This window comes from Pseudomonas sp. GW822-FHT03F04, assembly GCF_058801405.1.
Map to the genome: position 1 here is coordinate 18,157 of NZ_JBXANF010000008.1, position 17,431 is coordinate 35,587.

General features: G+C 62.5%; 14 protein-coding genes. 10 read left to right on the forward strand and 4 right to left on the reverse strand.

The features are described 5' to 3' along the window. Nucleotides 1-103: 103 nt before the first annotated feature. The 4 genes from AC1RMX_RS19460 to AC1RMX_RS19475 are packed head-to-tail and all read right to left on the reverse strand — an operon-like array spanning nucleotide 104 to nucleotide 6,030. Entirely contained in the window at nucleotides 104-1,171 is a 1,068-nt protein-coding gene (locus AC1RMX_RS19460; RefSeq protein WP_493072765.1) for a lipocalin-like domain-containing protein, read from the reverse strand. Then, on the reverse strand, nucleotides 1,161-3,632 hold the full coding sequence (locus AC1RMX_RS19465) for an ABC transporter permease (RefSeq protein ID WP_096821358.1): 2,472 nt from the start codon (nucleotides 3,630-3,632) through the stop codon (nucleotides 1,161-1,163). Before AC1RMX_RS19465 ends, AC1RMX_RS19460 begins: the two co-directional genes overlap by 11 nt. Further along, nucleotides 3,629-4,282 carry an ABC transporter ATP-binding protein gene (locus AC1RMX_RS19470; RefSeq protein ID WP_192560371.1) on the reverse strand — a complete coding sequence of 218 codons (654 nt, stop codon included), beginning with the start codon at nucleotides 4,280-4,282 and terminating at the stop codon, nucleotides 3,629-3,631. Before AC1RMX_RS19470 ends, AC1RMX_RS19465 begins: the two co-directional genes overlap by 4 nt. 50 nt (nucleotides 4,283-4,332) lie before the next feature. Then, entirely contained in the window at nucleotides 4,333-6,030 is a 1,698-nt protein-coding gene (locus AC1RMX_RS19475) for a sulfatase-like hydrolase/transferase (RefSeq protein WP_493072766.1), read from the reverse strand. Nucleotides 6,031-6,421: 391 nt separating this feature from the next. On the opposite strand from AC1RMX_RS19475, the gene AC1RMX_RS19480 reads away from it, so the two are divergent. Genes AC1RMX_RS19480 through AC1RMX_RS19525 form a run of 10 tightly spaced genes read left to right on the forward strand, consistent with a single transcriptional unit; the run spans nucleotide 6,422 to nucleotide 17,428 of the window. Continuing rightward, entirely contained in the window at nucleotides 6,422-7,774 is a 1,353-nt protein-coding gene (locus AC1RMX_RS19480; RefSeq protein WP_096821355.1) for a UDP-glucose dehydrogenase family protein, read from the forward strand. Next, nucleotides 7,771-8,808, forward strand: coding sequence for an NAD-dependent epimerase (locus AC1RMX_RS19485; RefSeq protein ID WP_096821354.1), 1,038 nt, complete (start codon nucleotides 7,771-7,773; stop codon nucleotides 8,806-8,808). The genes AC1RMX_RS19480 and AC1RMX_RS19485 overlap by 4 nt, the downstream gene beginning before the upstream one ends. Nucleotides 8,809-8,825: 17 nt before the next feature. Continuing rightward, nucleotides 8,826-9,572 (forward strand): sugar transferase, encoded by a 747-nt coding sequence (locus AC1RMX_RS19490; protein WP_096821353.1) that lies wholly within the window; start codon nucleotides 8,826-8,828, stop codon nucleotides 9,570-9,572. Beyond that, nucleotides 9,572-10,219 carry a CpsD/CapB family tyrosine-protein kinase gene (locus AC1RMX_RS19495; protein WP_096821352.1) on the forward strand — a complete coding sequence of 216 codons (648 nt, stop codon included), beginning with the start codon at nucleotides 9,572-9,574 and terminating at the stop codon, nucleotides 10,217-10,219. Before AC1RMX_RS19490 ends, AC1RMX_RS19495 begins: the two co-directional genes overlap by 1 nt. A 21-nt stretch (nucleotides 10,220-10,240) precedes the next feature. Beyond that, entirely contained in the window at nucleotides 10,241-11,266 is a 1,026-nt protein-coding gene (locus AC1RMX_RS19500; RefSeq protein WP_096821351.1) for a polysaccharide biosynthesis/export family protein, read from the forward strand. 17 nt (nucleotides 11,267-11,283) lie between these two features. Continuing rightward, nucleotides 11,284-12,876, forward strand: a complete 1,593-nt coding sequence (locus AC1RMX_RS19505) for a GumC family protein (protein ID WP_096821350.1) — start codon at nucleotides 11,284-11,286, stop codon at nucleotides 12,874-12,876. Continuing rightward, nucleotides 12,873-13,967, forward strand: a complete 1,095-nt coding sequence (locus tag AC1RMX_RS19510; protein ID WP_102622403.1) for a glycosyltransferase family 4 protein — start codon at nucleotides 12,873-12,875, stop codon at nucleotides 13,965-13,967. The genes AC1RMX_RS19505 and AC1RMX_RS19510 overlap by 4 nt, the downstream gene beginning before the upstream one ends. Beyond that, entirely contained in the window at nucleotides 13,964-15,334 is a 1,371-nt protein-coding gene (locus tag AC1RMX_RS19515) for an O-antigen ligase family protein (protein WP_493072767.1), read from the forward strand. The genes AC1RMX_RS19510 and AC1RMX_RS19515 overlap by 4 nt, the downstream gene beginning before the upstream one ends. Next, nucleotides 15,331-16,299, forward strand: coding sequence for a glycosyltransferase (locus tag AC1RMX_RS19520; protein WP_493072768.1), 969 nt, complete (start codon nucleotides 15,331-15,333; stop codon nucleotides 16,297-16,299). The genes AC1RMX_RS19515 and AC1RMX_RS19520 overlap by 4 nt, the downstream gene beginning before the upstream one ends. After that, nucleotides 16,292-17,428 (forward strand): glycosyltransferase, encoded by a 1,137-nt coding sequence (locus tag AC1RMX_RS19525; RefSeq protein WP_493072769.1) that lies wholly within the window; start codon nucleotides 16,292-16,294, stop codon nucleotides 17,426-17,428. The genes AC1RMX_RS19520 and AC1RMX_RS19525 overlap by 8 nt, the downstream gene beginning before the upstream one ends. Nucleotides 17,429-17,431: the final 3 nt, after the last annotated feature.

A 17,431-nucleotide genomic window follows, 5' to 3' on the forward strand; every position in this document is an offset into this window, starting at 1 on the left:
TTCCCTGTGATGAATGGCAGCACACCGCGCCGAATCGGTTTCAGCGCCGTGCGTGCGAAGGAGCATAGACGCTGATCGGTCGTTGCTCCTCGCACAGGGCGAATCAGTACCCGGTCATCTCCAGATAACCCTGCCCGCCCTGACTGCCGCTCAACCGCACCGGCCCTTCCCAATAAGGGATGCGCAGCCCCATCCAGGCGCCGGGATTGATTGCATCGAGGGTGATTTGCAGATTCTTTTCCGGAATCCCGATCGACCAGCGCACCGGCATCGAACGTCCAGCAACCTTCGCGGTGTCCTGCGGGGTCAGTTTGATCTGCTCGGCGTGCAGCGTTTCGGTCTGGCCATCGGCGGCAATCCAGGTGCCGGTCAAGTACGGCGCGCCTTCCTTCTGGCGCATGCGGTAGAGCATGACGTGCGCGCCGTCGTCCAGATGCAGGGAGAACCAGTCCCAACCGGTCTGGTTGGCGGTCAGCGGTTGGCTGCTCCATTCGCGGTCGAGCCAGGCCGGGCCGTTGACGGCGTAGGTGTTGCCGTCGATTTGCAGGGTGCCGCTGGCCTGGAAAAACGGCTGGCTGTAGTAATACGACGCCTGGCCCTGTTCGGATTTCTGACTGAAGCCGTGATCGCCTTGCAGCACCAGCGGGCGGCTGGAGGTCAGGTGCAGTTGGTAGCTGAAGTTTTTGTCCTTTGCGCTGAGCTGCATGTCGCCCAACGGATCGCTCGCCTGACTGACGAAACGCCAGTCATCGATCCACGCCTCGAACGGCGCCGCACGCACCCCGGCCTGCCCGACGCCGCCACGGGCGTAACGTTCGGCGGCGTGGTGGACGCTGGCCGACGTCACCGCCGCATGGCCAAGCCAGATCGTTTGGTTGGCCCAGCCCGGTTGTTCCGGCGAGGCGTTCAATGCGCTACGAAACAACGTCCACTGCACGCCGAAATCATTGCCCTGGGCATCCTTGAGATTGGCCGTCACATACCACCACTCGATGCGAAAACCGTCATGGGCGCCGTGATCCGCCGGAAAGCTGAACACCCGCCCCAGCACCACCGGTGTGAAGGCCTGCGCCTGGGCGCCCATCCCGGCGAAGCCTTTCTGCTCCGGTGCCGGGTTGTCGCAACCACTGAGCAACAACGCCAGAAACACCACGACGAAGCTAATCCTCATGGGCAAACGTCCTCAACAAGTCCGCCGGTTGCGTGCGGTACAGCGAATACATCGGCCACGCCGAGGCCAGCAACGTCGCCAGCAAGGCCAGCCCGGTCAGTTGCAACAACTGCCACGGAAACACCCGCAACGGCAGACGCCAGCCAAAGGCCTGGACGTTGATCACCGCATCCAGACACCACGCCAACCCGATGCCCAACGGCAATGCCAGCACCAGCGTCAGCACCGCGAGCAACCAGGTCTGACCGAGATTGAGCAGCATCAATTGCCGTCGCGTCACCCCCAGGGCCCACAGCGGCGCCAGTTGGCCGAGGCGGCTCTGGCTCTGGGTCAGCAGGCTGATGAACAGCGCCACCCCGGCGACGGCGAGCGTCAGGCTGTTGAGCGCGGCCGTCGCGGCGAAGGTTCGCTCAAAAACCTGCACCGACCAGCCCTTGAGCCGCGCCTGATCGACGATGCGGCTGTCGTCGAGCTGGAAACGCGCCTGCAAGGCGCTCAGCAGTGCGGGCATTTTCGACGGATCGATACGCAGGTTGAAACGGTTTGGCGTCAGTTGCGGCCAACTGCGCAACAGGTGATTGCTGTTGACCAGCACATGCCCCTTGGGATTGCCGTAGTCGGCGTAGATCCCGACGATGCGCGGCGACCACGGCAGGCCCGGCGTGGGAATCGTCAGGTGATCGCCCGGCCGAACCTTGAGCCGGCGGGCGAGTTGTTCGCTGAGCATCACCGCATCGTCCGTGGCCAGCGCCGCCCACGGATCGTCGCCCCGGGCTTCGAGCAGCGGCCAGTGCTGGCGGTAGTGCGGATGATCAATGATGCCGAACACCTCCGTCGGCCAGCCTTGCAGCGTCACCGAAACCTGCCAGTTGGGCAGGACCGCCGCGACGCTCGGTTGCTGTTTCAGCCAGCTGTAGAGTTCGCGCGCCTGTGCCGGATTGTTCGGGTTCAGATAGAGCTCGGCAGTGAGGCGTTGTTCGAGCCAGTCGTTGAAGGTCTGGCGGAAACCGGCGGTCATGCTGCCGGCGCCGATGTTTGCCGCCATCGCCAACAGCAACGCCATCAGCGCCAGACTCAGCGCCGGCAATTGCTGTCGGCAATCGGCGAGAAACCACTGCCCCAGCACCGAACGACTGCGCACGAGCAAGCCGTTCAACAGCGCACTGAGCACCACCGGCAACGCCAGCGCCGCGCCGAGCAGCAACCCCGCCATCAACACAAAACCACTGGCCAGACTGTTGCCCAACAGCAGCGCGATCGACGCAATCGCGGCAAACACCCCGGCGACCCAGCCCTGCCGGCGCAACCAGCGCGCATGCTGTTCATGCCAGGCTTGCGGATCGGCCACCGCCAGCAACGGCAGACGCGCGGCCCGCAGCAGACTGTTGGCCCCGGCCAGCAACGCGCCGAGCAGGCTCAAGCCGATACCGCTGAACCACCACCACGAACTCAGGCGCAACTGCCCCGCCACTTCCGCGCCGTACAACCCGCGCAGGCTGGCGGCGACATCCGGCAACAGCACGCTCGCCAGCCAGTAACCGCTGACGACGCCGAACAGGCCGCCGATCAACGCCAGTGCACCGAGTTCGACGATCAGGCAAGCGATCAGCATCCGCGCGCTGACACCGCAGGCGCGCAACGTGCGCAACAGCCCACGGCGCTGTTCCAGTGCGAGGCCGATGGCGGCATGGACGATGAACAGCCCGACGACAAACGAGAGAAATCCCAGCGCATCGAGGTTGAGGTGAAAGCTTTCGGTCAGCCGCGCCAGATTGTTTTCTTCACCGCTGCTCTTGAGCTGCAACTGGCCTTTGAACGCCGCCGGCATGTCGGCGTGAAAATCCTTGGGCAACAGCAGCCGCGACAATTGATCGGGTTGTTCAAGCACACGCTGAGCGACGCCAATGTCTACCAACAGCACACCGGGAGCCATGTCCGTTTGCGCCCGCAACGGCGGCAACGTCTGGCCGGTTTCGGTTTGCGCTGTTGCACCCTCGACCAGGTTCAACGCCTGCAAGGTCTCGGGAGAAATCCAGGTGCTGCCCGGCGGGCTGAAGAAATCGACGATGCGTTCGATCGGCATCGCCTGCCCCGCCACCGCGCTGTCGGCCGGCAGGGACACCGGCTCGATGCCCATCAATTGCAGGCGCTGGGATTCGTGCCCCTTGAGGATCAACCGGCCTTGCAGCACCGGCGATACCGGCCAGCCCTGACGGCGCAGATCGACAAACCATTGCTGGGAAAACGTCGCGCCATTCGGCGTGCTCAGGCTGGCCTGGGGTTCGCCGCCAATCATCTGGCTGGCGCGGGCGTAACTGTCCCGCGCCTGACTGTTGAGCGCTTCGACACCGGTCAACAGGCTGGTGGCCAGCCACAGTCCGGTCAGCACGCTGAAAAACTGCACCGGATGCCGCCGCCAGTGACTGAGCAACGCGATCAACGTTTGCCGAAAAACCCTCACGTCAGTCGACCGCTGGACAACACCACCCGCTCCGCCAGTCGCGCCGCCACGCGCTGACTGTGAGTGACCATCAGCAAGGTGGTCGGTGTGTCGTCGAGCAATTCCAGCAACAGACGCAGTACCTCGTCGCTGGTCGCCTCATCGAGGCTGCCGGTGGGTTCATCCGCCAGCAACAGCTTGGGCCGCGACGCCAATGCCCGGCCGAGCGCGACCCGTTGCTGCTGACCGCCGGAGAGTTGTTCGGGATAACGCTTGAGCAGATCGCCCAGCCCCAGACGCTGCACCAGATGGTTCTGCCAGCGCGGGTCATGCCGCCCGGCGAGCCGCGCCTGAAATGCCAGGTTGTCCTCGATCCGCAGGCTGCCAATCAGGTTGTACTGCTGGAACACCAGACCGATTTCCGTGCGGCGCCAGTTGGCCAGTTGCGCCTCGTTCATGGCGTCGAGTCGATGTTCGCCGCTGCGGATGCTGCCGCTGTCGACTTTATCCAGACCGGCGATCAGATGCAGCAGCGTGCTTTTGCCGCTGCCCGACTCGCCCATCAGCGCCAGACTGCTGCCGGGTTTGAGCGTCAGGTCGATGCCTTGCAACACGGGCAACGGGCCTTGAGGGGTGAGATAGCTTTTGAAGACGTTTTGAACCTGCAGCATGCCGCCATCCGATCGATCCGTGTGGGGCAAGGATAGCGGATGGCGCCGGGTTACTGTCCGGCTGCAACGCTGGTCGGCGCCTCTCCCGGCGTGACGATGCTGTTCAGGTCGATGTGTTTCCACTCGGGCTTGGCCCCCAACCGCGCATTGAAGCGGTAGTTGAAGGTGAAATCATCCGCCGTCGGCACGCTCAGCGGTTTGCCGTAGACCGACTCGATCCCCGCGAGGTCATAGCCCATCAACTGCAACAGGGTCGGGAAGATGTTGTAGTGACTGGAGCGATCCTTGTTCGCCGCCAGTTGGGCCGACCAGTCGAGCGTGTGCAATTGATCGCCCTGAATCACCACCAGCGGCACCAATCCCTCTTCCTCCACCGGGTCGCCGCCGCAATGGGTGTTGAGCCCAGGATTACCGCGCTCATGCAGATCCTGACCGTGATCCGAGGTGTAGATCAGCAGCGCGTTGTTCAGGTTGGCCTGGGCAAACACCCGCGAGAAAAACTCGCCGACATTCCACAGCACCGTGTTCTTGTAGGCGTTGCGGTACAGCACCCAGTCATCGGGCTGGCCGTTGAAACCGTCGCGCTTGCCGGTGTCGGCGACTTCCGTGAACTGGCCGCGCGGCAAGGTCGGGCGGTAGGCCATGAACGCATCGGGGTATTTGTCGTGCACCGGGAAATGCGCGCCGACCTTGTTGATCACCACCAGCTCCGGTTTGTCGTCGTTGAGCAACTCGATCAGTTTGGCAGCGGCGGCCATGTCGCGGTCACGGACGCTGGTCTGGTCGAATTGCACGAATTCGTCGATGTCCTTTTTCTCGGTGTCGGTCATCAGGTTCTGCAGGTTGCCGCCGGTACGCTGGGCGTCGATGTAGACGGTGCGCAGGCCGGCCTTTTTGGCGTACTGCCAGATCGACGGCAACGTGGTGTTGATGCGCATGTAATCGGCGCGGGTGCCGCCGTAGCGCAGGGTGACGTTGGTGTCGGCACTGCAATTGGCGATGGACGCCGCATAGCCGTAGTTGAAAATGTCGACGCCCGCAGGCACCTGCTTGAGGTTGCTGTGCACACCGAACGGCGCGTTGATGTCCAGGTAATTGCCGGAAATGCTTTCGTCGATGATCAGCACGATGTCGTGGCTCACCGCAGGCCCGTTGCGCGCCAGGGTCACCGGCTCACGCGGGCCGACGGTGTTGTGCAGCGCCTCATAGCCGAACAGGTTGAGGTAGGCCAGCGGCGTGTACATGATCGGCAATCCGCGCGCGCCCTCCCCTGCCCGCATGAACAACACCGCGCTGAGCAGCAGCACGCCGCACAACGGCGCCGCGATCCGCCAGGCATTTGGCACGGGGATCGAATGCCGTGGCTTGAGACCGATGCCGACCAACAGCAGCAGGCCATTGAGCGCCCCGTGGACGATCGCGTCCCGGTACTGGTAGGCCGCTTCCTGAATGAAACCGCCGGAATACACCAGCGAGACGAAGCTGCTGTACGTCAGGTAATCGGCGGTGACCCGGGTATACACATCAAAAAACACCGCCGAAATAAACATCGTTAATGCGAACAAGTGCCGAATGAACGTCTGACGTATATAGGCCGTTAGTAATAATGCGAAAGTCAGCGCCAAAAACATCGCGCCAAAAAGAAGTACTGCCGGGCCGATACCCATGGCGTTTAAACGCTCAAGGTAATATTCGGAATAAAGCAGTAGATAAATAATTAAAAGCAGTTCTTTCAAATATCGAAACATGGCGATTCCGGGGCGCTTGCGACGGGGCTTGGTCAATCGCTTGTCGGCCATTTTCTGACACTAGCAGCGGGCCATCAAAGCGCAAGAACTGTCGGACTTTGGCCAAAAGCGTCAAAAAAACATTGACTCAAAACTGACACACCCAAGTCGTTACAGGCCTTGTATTTTGTGGCCTACGACCGTTTATCGTTTTCTTTGAAATGTGAAAAACATGTCAAGGACGGGACAAATCCAGATATAGCAAGTACTTGATGGCCAATCGCCCCCAAAAATGGGGGTGTTATACACATGCAACATGTCATTTTGCTGACATGGTTTGCCAACGCTGCGCTATACCCCTTTTGACAGTTCCAATTCGATCTTCCTCCACCGTCTTACGAGGCACGCCAATATGGACGTGAGCGTATTTGGTACGGGCTATGTTGGCCTGATTCAAGCTGCGGCACTCGCCGATGTCGGACATCGTGTGTTGTGCGTCGATATTGACCCGAACAAGATTAAACAACTGCAACAGGCAGTTCCGCCGATCAGTGAACCGGGTCTATCGGCAACTTTGGAAGAAAACATCAAGGCCGGGCGCCTGCTGTTCACCACCCAGGCCAGCGATGCCGTAGAACACGCCGAGTTGATCTTCATCGCGGTGGGCACCCCGGCCGACGAAGACGGTTCCGCCGACCTGAGTCACGTGCTCAACGTGGCGCGGCAGATCGCAAGCTTCATGGAGGCCGATCGCACGCTGATCATCAAATCCACGGTGCCGGTCGGCACGGCGGACCAGGTGCTGAAAACCGCCAGTGACGAATTGCACCGGCGCGGCAAAAGCGGCCTGAACGTGCGGATCGTGTCCAACCCCGAATTCCTCAAGGAGGGCAGCGCCCTCGCCGACTGCATGCGCCCCGACCGGATCATCGTCGGCACTCAGGACGATGAAGCACGGGCGCAGATGAGCGAGTTGTACGCGCCGTTCTGCCGCAACCACGAAAAACTGATGTTCATGGACAACCGCAGCGCCGAGCTGACCAAGTACGCGGCCAATGCGATGCTCGCCACCCGCATCAGCTTCATGAACGAGCTGGCCAATCTCACCGAGCTGCTGGGCGCCGACATCGAAGCGGTGCGCAAGGGCATCGGTTCCGACCCGCGCATCGGCTATCACTTCATCTACCCCGGCTGCGGCTTCGGTGGCTCGTGCTTTCCCAAGGATCTGCGCGCCCTGCTGCACACCGCCGAGCACAACGGCATGCCGCTGAAACTGCTGCGCAGTGTCACCGACGTCAACGACACCCAGCGGCACATCCTGTTCAGCAAACTCAAGGCGCAATTCCCGCAAGGTCTGGCCGGCAAATCCATTGCCGTCTGGGGCCTGGCGTTCAAGCCAAATACCGATGACATGCGCGAAGCCCCCAGCCGCTATCTGATGGATGCGCTGTGGGCCGAGGGCGCCAGCGTCCAGGCCTACGATCCGGAAGCGATGTCCGAGTGCCGGCGCATTTACGGCTACCGCGATGACCTGCACCTGTGCGCCACCCGTGACGACACCCTGGAAGACGCCGATGCGCTGGTGATCTGCACCGAGTGGAAGAATTTCCGCGTGGTGGATTTCGAGCTGCTGGCCGACAAGCTGCGCTCCAAAGTGATCATCGACGGACGCAACCTCTACAACCCGGAACAAGTGGCGGCCGCCGGCCTGCACTACAGCGGCATCGGTCTGCGACACATTTCGCCCGACGGGTTGCGCCCATGAAAATCCTCGTCACCGGTGCGGCCGGGTTCATTGGTGCCCATTGCGCGTTGCGACTGTTGCGCGACGGGCATCAGGTGGTTGGCCTCGACAACTTCAACGGCTACTACGACCCGCAGCTCAAACTGGATCGCGTGCAATGGGTGCGCGATCAGGTCGGTGATTTCCAGATCGCCCGGGTTGACCTGGCCGATGCCGCCGCCGTCGACGCCCTCTTCGTCCGTGAATGCCCGCAAGTGGTGATCCACCTCGCGGCGCAGGCCGGGGTGCGTTACTCGCTGGAAAATCCACGGGCCTACATGGACAGCAACCTCAGTGGCTTCCTGAACATTCTGGAGTGCTGCCGGCATCACCCGGTTGAACACTTGATCTATGCCTCGTCGAGTTCGGTGTATGGCGCCAACCAGCACATCCCGTACTCGGTGCACGACGGCGTCAATCACCCGCTGTCGCTGTACGCCGCGACCAAGAAAGCCAACGAGCTGATGGCTCACAGTTACAGCCACCTGTTCGGGATTCCTTGCACCGGGCTGCGCTTTTTCACGGTGTACGGGCCCTGGGGCCGGCCCGACATGTCGCCGATCCAGTTCGCCCGGGCCATCACCGAAGGCACGCCACTGAAGCTGTTCAACTACGGTCGGCACCAGCGTGATTTCACCTACATCGACGACATCGTCGAAAGCATCGCGCGCCTCACCGACCACCCGCCACACAACCATCCGGAGTGGGACCGCGAGCACCCCGACGCGGGCAGCAGCATGGCCCCGTGGTGCCTGTTCAACATTGGCGGCCACCACCCGGTGGAACTGAAAACCTACCTGGCGCTGATGGAAAAGCACCTCGGTCAGAAAGCCGTGGTCGAGCTCTTGCCCCTGCAACCGGGCGACGTGCTCAACACCTGTGCCGACACCGATGATCTGGCCCAGGCCACCGGGTTCCAGCCCCGGATCGAGCTGGATGAAGGACTGGGGCGTTTCATCGCCTGGTATCGCGACTACTACCCCACTGCCTATCGCCCACGCGCCGCTCGCGGCTGACCTCAGCGGAGGACTGCATGACTGGACATGAGAAAGGTGTACCGATCCAACAATTGGTTCGAGACAAACGCATGGATCCCGAACAGCGAATGCGCCTCGACGCGGCGATCCACCGCCAGGGCCAGGGCTGGGTAACCGGTCGCGAAGGCGGTCGACCATGGCAACTGTCCCGCACCAATCGCGTGGTGGCGTGCTTCGGCGCGCTGGTCATTCTGGTGATGATTTCCCCGCTGTTGATCGGTCTGGCGCTCGCCATCAAGTTCACCAGCAAAGGCCCGGTGATGTTCGTGCAGAAACGCACCGGCTACCGCGGCCGCAAGTTCGGCATGTTCAAGTTCCGCACCATGGTCGCCAACGCCGAAGAGCTGAAAGAATCGCTGCGCCACCTCAACAAGCACGGTGCCGATGCCATCGATTTCAAGATCGACAAGGACCCGCGCATCACCCGGATCGGCGGTTTCCTGCGGCGCACCAGCCTCGACGAACTGCCCAACCTGATCAACGTGGTGACCGGCGACATGCGCCTGGTCGGCCCTCGTCCGACTTCGTTCAACGCCTACCGCTACAAGGACAGTCACCTCGCGCGCCTGGCGATCTACCCCGGCATGACCGGCCTGTGGCAGATCTCCGGACGCAGCAACATCGACTTCGACCAGCGCGTTGAGTTGGACCTCAGCTACATCGCCGAGCAGAGCCTTTTGCTTGATCTGAAGATTCTGTTGAAAACCCCTTTCAAAGTATTCAGCGGCCACGGAGCAAGCTAATGGACGGTTCAACCAACAAAAGCCTGAGCATTGCCAGCCCCAGCGAGTCGAACCTGACCTCGACCGTGCTGGATCTGGATCTGCGGATCCTGTTCCTGACCGCCGCCAACCCCGGCGCCGGCACGACCACCAGCGCACTGGCCCTGGCCAGTCAACTGGCACAAATGAGCAGCGGTCTGGTGCTCTACGTCGATGCCAGCCAGTCGGCCGGTAACCTCACCCAGCAACTGAGCCTGAGCAAGGAGCGCGGTCTGCGCGACTTGCTGTTCAACCCGGATAGCCCGCCGCTGTTGCAGGACTGCGTGGTGCAGGTGTCGAGCCTGCCGTTCCACGTGCTGCCCAACGGCCGGCCAATCCGCACCATGGAACACCTGACCGCCGAGCGCCTGAGCCCGTTGCTCGATCAGTTGGGGAGCCAGTACCGCTTCGTGGTGATCGACGGCGATGCGGTGTATTCGGCCGCCGACACCCTGGTCATCAGCACGCAGGTCGACGGGGTGGTGTTCGTGGTGCGTGCCGAGGACACCCGCTGGGAAGTCGCCCAGGCCGCGGTGCAACGGCTGACCCAGGCCGGGGCGAAAGTGGTGGGCAGCGTGTTCAACCGGCGCAAGTACTACATGCCCAAATGGCTCTACAAAAACCTGTAAGCAAACGCGAGGGATGACGCCATGAACGCCAAGATACTGGTTCTGCTGATGCTGCCGCTTGCAGGTTGCTCCAGCAACTCGGAAACCCAGAGCATGCCGGTGAATATCCTCACCGCCCCGCCGGCCAACGCCCAGGCCACCGACATGCCCAAGGTCGAACAGACCTTGCGCCCGCAGGATGTGCTGGATGTGATCTTCCACATCAGCACCAGCGGTTCGGACGCCTACCGCGTGCAATCGGGTGACCAGATCGGTCTGAACTTCACCGCCGCCAGCCAGCTCAACGGCAATCAGCTGGTGCTGCCGGACGGCACCATCGAACTGCCGGGCGCCAACACCTCGGTGAAAATCGCCGGGCTGACCAGCGACGAAGCGCGCCAGGAAATCCAGCGTGCCTACCAACGCAAGCAGCTGTTCCAGCCCAATCGCAATCAACTGACCGTGCAGATCATCAGCCCGCTGACCAACGAGCAGAACCTGAAAAGCGCCCTCAACCACCCGGCCACCGGCATGAGCCGCGAGATCACCGTGGGCACCGACGGCTACGCGAGCTTCCCGGAAATCGGCGCCGTGCCGCTGCAAGGCATGACCGTCAATCAACTGGAAACCTTCCTCAACAAACGCTACGCGCAACTGCCGGGACGGATGACCGTGGACGTGCTGCTCAAGTCCACCGCCGGCAACGAGATCTACGTGCTGGGTGAAGTCGGCCAGCCCGGCTCCTACCCGATCCGTCGGCCGGTCTCGGTGCTTGAAGCGCTGACCCTGGCCCGTGGCACCAACGTCAAGGCGCGCCTGGATTCCGTGGTGATCATGCGCCGCAACGGCAATCAGGTGCAGGCCGTGCGTTACGACGTCGAGAAGGCGCTGTCCGGCGATGCTTCGCAGATCGCCTACCTGCAACCGGACGACATGCTCTACGTGCCGAAAACCAAACTGGCCAGCGCCGGCGAACTCGCAAGGCAACTGGCCGATGTAGTGCTGTTCCAGGGCGTGGGTTTCAGCTTCGGCTATCGCGTCGACAACAAAGGCAGCAACAACAACTGACTCTCGGGTGACCTGACATGAATCCAAAGGAAAACTACCTGCATGAGTTCTTCAGGATCTTCTTCGCCAACAAGCAACTGGTGAAGCGTGTCTTCCTGATCTTTGCAGTGATCGCGCTGGTGCTGCCGCTGGTGCTCAAACAGAGCTTCGATATCACCGCCCAGGTGATCGTGCAGTCGAAAAAACTCTCCCAGGGCGACGCCACCACGTCACTGACCGTGGACAACGCCACGTTCATCCCGCCGTCGCTGGCGGACATGGAAACCGAGAGCAACATCCTGCGCTCGCCGGCGCTGATCCGTCAGACCATCAGCGAACTGCGGGACAAGGGTGAATACACCCCGTCGCCCGGCGTCTTCGCCCGGCTGATTGGCGAGCCGTTCAAGCGCTACATCACCTCGCCGCTGCGTCAGTACCTGATCAACCCGCTGCGCAACGTGCTGGGCCTTGAAACCGATCCGGTGCGCGACACCGCCCTCGATGCGCTGACGCAACAGGCCATCGACAGCCTGAAGATCGAGACCCTGCCCGGCTCCAACGTGATCTCGATCGTCTACAGCTTTCCCGATCCGCATCAAGGCACGACGTTCGTTTCAGCCCTGCTGCAAAACTATCTGGTGAGCCGTCAGGCGCTGCAATCGATCGATTTGCCGCAGTCGTTCTACGAATCGAAAAAACACCTGTACCAGGTGCGTCTCGATGGTCTGGAAGGCAACCGGCAAGCCTTGCTCGAAAGTGTCGGCGCGTCCGATCCGAAGGAAGAAATCACCTTCCGCCTGAACGCGATCAACACTGAAGAGCAGGCACTGAACCTGTATCAGGACCGCCTGCTGCAAAGCCAACGCTGGCTGGAGTACCTGAAAACCAGCCTGGCTGCCGCCAGCAACAACAAGCTCAACGACTACACCTTCCCCTACACCTTCACCACCACCGTCGACAACGTGGCGTTCGAGGACCGGGAGATCAAACAGCTGGGCGAGCAACTGACCACCCAGGTCAGTCGCTACATGAACGATCTGGCGGTGTTCCAGCCTGGCAGCGAGCCGATGTTGTTGACCCGGGAGCAGATCGCCCGCACCCGTCAGCAGTTCCTCAAAGTAGTGAGCAACCGCATTCAGGAGCGCACCAACGACCTGGCCGTGGTTCAGCAGGTAATCGATCAGAAAACCGCGCGCATCGCCGAGTTCAAGGCACGGATCCACGAGTTGCAGCAGACCCAGAGCAAGCTGCGGCAGATGGACACCGAAATCGACGCCCTGCACGCCGCGTTCTCGACCTACGCCCAGCGTTTTGCCGAAAGCAGCACCACTCGCTCGCTGAACGACGACCTGTCCAACGCCCGGGTCCTGAGCCCACCGTTCGAACCGACCGAAGCGGCGTTCCCCAAACCGCTGCTGATCATTCCGTTCGGCCTGTTCACCGGTCTGTTGCTGGCGATTGCCTTGGTCTACGTGCGTGAGTTCTTCGATCACCGCTTCAAACACCCGGCGCAAATCAGCCACGAGCTGGGCCTGCCGGTGCTGCTGGTGATCAACGACCAGAGCACTCAGCCGGGTAATCCGCACAAGAACTGGACCGTGCCAAGCTTCGTGCACTGGGTGCGCAATTGAGCACCCCGTCCTCCCCGAACGCCGCCCTGCCGATCATTCATTTGCTCAGCAGTGGCGGCTTCTATGGGGCCGAGCGGATGTTGCTGGATCATTGCCTGGCGACACCGGGGCAGCATCAGGTGCTGTTTCTCGATGCGCCGCCGGAACTGATCGAGCGCTTTCGCGCGGCGGGCGTCGATGCCCAAGGTTGCGCCGGGCTCGGCGCATTGCTCGGGCATCTGCGTCAGCGCCGGGCGGAACGTCCGTTGATCAACACCCACAATTTCAAAGGCCTGCTGTTCGGCTGGGTTGGCGCCTCGCTGTTGCGCCTGCCGCTGGTGATCACCCAACACGGCTTCACCCCGCGCAGCCGCAAGCAGAAGTTCTACACCTGGCTGAGCCTGCAACTGTGCCGCACCGCGTCGGTGGATAGGGTGGTGTGCGTGGCCGAAAGCATCGCGGTGCTGCACCGCCAGGCCAGTGTCCGTGCGGAAAAGCTGCAAGTGATCCCCAACGGTCTGCCGGCGGCGGTCGCTGAACGGATGCCGGAGGTCGATCATCAGCGCTGGCTCGCCGGGTACGTCGGACGACTGAGCAGCGAAAAAGGTCCGGACCTGTTTCTCGATGCACTGATCCCACTGTGTCATCAACATCCGCAACTCGACGCGGTGATGCTCGGTGACGGCCCGGAGCGCGAGGCACTTCAGGCGCGGATCGACGCCGCCGGGCTGCAACAGCGCATTCGTCTGCCGGGTTATCAGACCGATATGCGCCACTGGTGGCAGCAACTCGACGCGCTGGTGATCAGCTCGCGCACCGAGGGCACGCCGATGATTCTGCTGGAGGCCATGCAGACCGGGGTGCCGGTGGTGGCGTTCGCGGTCGGCGGAATTCCCGATGTGCTGGAAGACCGGCACAACGGCCTGCTGGCCGCGCCGGCCGACAGCAGCGCCCTCGCCCGCCAGCTCGACACGCTGCTGAGCCAACCCGCGCTGGCGCGCAAACTGCGCGACAACGCCAAACGCACACAACAGGACCGCTACGACCTCAAGGCCCTGGCCGAGCGCTGGTCGCAGTTGTACATCCGCACGGCACGGGAGGCACGCGCATGATTTTCCCGCTCTCGATCGTCAGTCTGCTGGGTCTGGTCTGCATCGCTTTGCTGGCCAGCCCATGGCCCTATCTGGCGCCGGGCGCGGTGCTCGGTCTGGTGGGGTTCGCGGTGCTTTACCGCAAGCCGACCTGGGGGCTGCTCGGCATCGCCGCACTGGTGCCGTTCGAGGGTTTCTTCAAGGACAGTTCGCTGTCGGGCAGCAAGCTCATCGGCGCGTCGCTGGCGGTGATCCTGATGCTGCAACTGGCGATGCACCAGATTCCTTCGGAACGCCTGCGCAGCAACATCTGGCGTTACCTGATCTGGTTCATGGTCCTGTACTTCCTGAGCCTGCTCAACACCGATGACATGGGTATGTCGCTGGGTCATCTGCGTGAACTCAGCGTCGGCCTGATTCTGTTCGTCATCACCTTGCTGATCGGCCGTGAGCTGAACCTCGACCTGTTCGCCCGGCTGGTGACCCTGAGCGTCAGCGCCACTTGCGCCATGGCGATGTTCTCGACCAAATTCCAGGATCAGGGCCGCGCCGCCGGCCTGCTCGAAGACCCGAACGCCTTCGCCCTACTGATCGCGTTCGCCGTGCCGCTGGGTCTGTTGCTGGTGATTCGCGGCCCGAACCTGCTGCACCGGCTGTTCTGGGGCGCGTGCTGCCTGCTGTTGCTCGGCGGCATGACCAAGACCGAATCCCGTTCCGGGCTGGTGGTACTGGCGTTGAGTCTGGTGATCGGTTGCTGGCACTACCGCGCGCAACTGTCGCGGATTCGTCCGCGTCACCTCGGCTTCGCGATGCTCGGCCTGGCGATCGTGATTCCACTGGCAATCTATGCGATGCCCGCCGGCTACATCGCGCGCATCCAGTCGTTGAGCGTACTGAGCGCCGGTGCCCGTGGCCACGATGACGAATCCCTCGGTCGCCGTGCCTCGTACATCGTGGTCGGCAGCCAGATGATCCGCGAGAATCCGCTGCTCGGTTCCGGCCCCGGCACCTTCCCGCTGCACTACGCCACCACCGGTTACGCCAAGGCATTCTCCGCCAACCGCAAGATCGGCGACCTGTACCGCCGCGCCCACAACACCTACCTGGAAATCTTCAGCGAACTGGGGGTTCCCGCCGGCCTGCTGTTTGTCGGCATGCTCGGCCTGGGCCTGTACAACCTGATCCGCGCCCGTCGCGCCTGGATGCAGCGACGGGACTGGAATCAAGCGGACTTGATGACTCACCTCGGCGTGAGCTTCCTGTCGCTGACGCTGTTCCTGATGTTTCTCAGTGCACCGAATCAGAAGTACGTGTGGATCATGCTCGCGCTGACCAGTGTCCTGCGCCTGAAAGCCGAGCAAGCACCGTTGACGGAGGCCCGGGCATGAGCCGGATCAGTGTTGTCATCCCGATGTACAACGAGGGCCGCCACATCGGCCGTACCCTGCTGGCTGCGCAAAAAGCCGCGCACGCGGCCGATGTCGAGTGTGAACTGATCGTGGTCGATAACGGTTCCAGCGATGACGGCCCTCAGATCGCTCGCCAGTTCGGTGCGCAAGTGCTGGTCGTGCCAGGCGTGTTGATCGGCGCCTTGCGCAATCGCGGTACCGCCATCGCCACCGGCGAATGGCTGGCGTTCATCGACGCCGACATCGAAATGCCCGAAGACTGGCTGACCGGGCTGTTCGCCCTCGAAGCCGAAAACCACGCCGACGTGTTTGGGCTGGACCTGCACACCCCTGCCGCCGCGCCGTGGTACGCCGTGGCCTGGCAACGCCGTACCCAACGGCCGATCTCCCACGCCGCCCATGCCGTGGACTGGCTGCCCAGTGCCAACCTGCTGATGCGTCGGCGCTGGTTCGACAAGGTCGGCGGGTTCAACGAAACCCTGCGCACCGGCGAAGACAAAGAGTTCACCCTGCGCCAGCGCGAACAGGGGGCGCGGCTGCTGTCGGTCAACGAAAGCGTGGCCCTGCACTGGGGCTACGAGATGAACTGGCGCGAATGGATGGGCAAGGAAATGTGGCGCCAGGGCAGTCACCTGCAACTGCTGCGCACTCACGGGTTCAGCCTGCGACTGCTGCGTTTTCCATTGCTGTCGCTGGCCGCGTGGCTGCTGGATCTGCTGGCGATTTCCGCGCTGCTCAACGGTTTCCCCCATCACGCCGCCGTCATGGTGACACTGACCACGATACCGGCGCTGGTACTCAGCATCCGTCAGAGTCGCCAACAGCATGACCTCGGCCTGACCCTGCAACTGTGGGGGCTGCATTGGGTACGCCTGCACCTGGCGGGTGCGGCGTTCATTCTCAGTCTGTGTCATTGGAATGCCAGGAGGCCTGCCCGTGGCTGAGTTCATTTTCTGGATGTGCCTGCTGCTGCCGGTGTACGCCTATGTCGGCTACCCGTTGCTGCTGACGCTGCTGGCGCCGCTGTTCCCGGCGTGGCGTCACAGCCCGGCGCCGCCGCTGAACATCAGCATCGTGATCGCCGCGCACAACGAGGCGCGGCATATCGAACACAAGCTGCGTTCGCTGCTGTCCCAGGATTATCAGCCGGCCACCCTGCAAATCATCCTCGCCAGCGACGGCTCCACCGACGACACCGTGGCGTGCGCGCACAATGTCGTCGACCCGCGAATCACCGTGCTCGACCTGCCGCGTCAGGGCAAAGCCGCGACGCTCAATGCCGGCGCGGCGCTGGCCACGGGGGACATTCTGGTGTTCACCGACGCCGACAACCAATGGTCGCGGGAAACCCTCGGCTACCTGCTCGCGCCTTTGAGCGATCCGCAGGTCGGCGCCTGCGCCGGGCACATGGTGATCCCGGTCACCGGCGGCGGCTTGAGCGTCGGCGACAGCCTGTACCGGCATTACGAAGGCTGGCTGCGGCGGGTCGAGAACCGCACCGGTTGCATGGTCTCCGCCGATGGCGCGTTGCTCGCCCTGCGCCGGGAACTGTTCGAGGACGTGCCGGCGGAGGTCAACGACGACTTCTTCATCAGCACCTGCGCCCCGGTGAAGTTCAAACGCATCGTTTACGTGCCTGAAGCGCAAGTGATCGACCACGGCGTCGATGAAGCGGACAAACAGTTCCGTCGGCGTCAGCGGGTCACCGTCGGCGGCCTGCAAAGCCTGGCCCAGCGCAGCGAACTGCTCAATCCGCTCAAGCACGGGCTGTATTCGATTGCGTTGATCAGCCACAAACTGATCCGGCGTCTGGCACCGATTCTTTTGCTGCCGTTGCTGCTGAGCAATTTCTGGCTGTGGGACGACCACGGTTTCTATCGCCTGAGCCTGATCGCGCAACTGCTTGGGTACGGCATCGCGATTGCCGGCCTGCTGGATTCGCAACACCGCTTACCCAAACCGTTCCGCCTTGCGGCATTCCTGCTGGTGACACTGGCCGGCATGAGCATCGGCCTGTGGCAGTTCCTGCGCGGCCAGCGTTACGCCCAGTGGAACCCTGACCAAAACCGTTGAGAG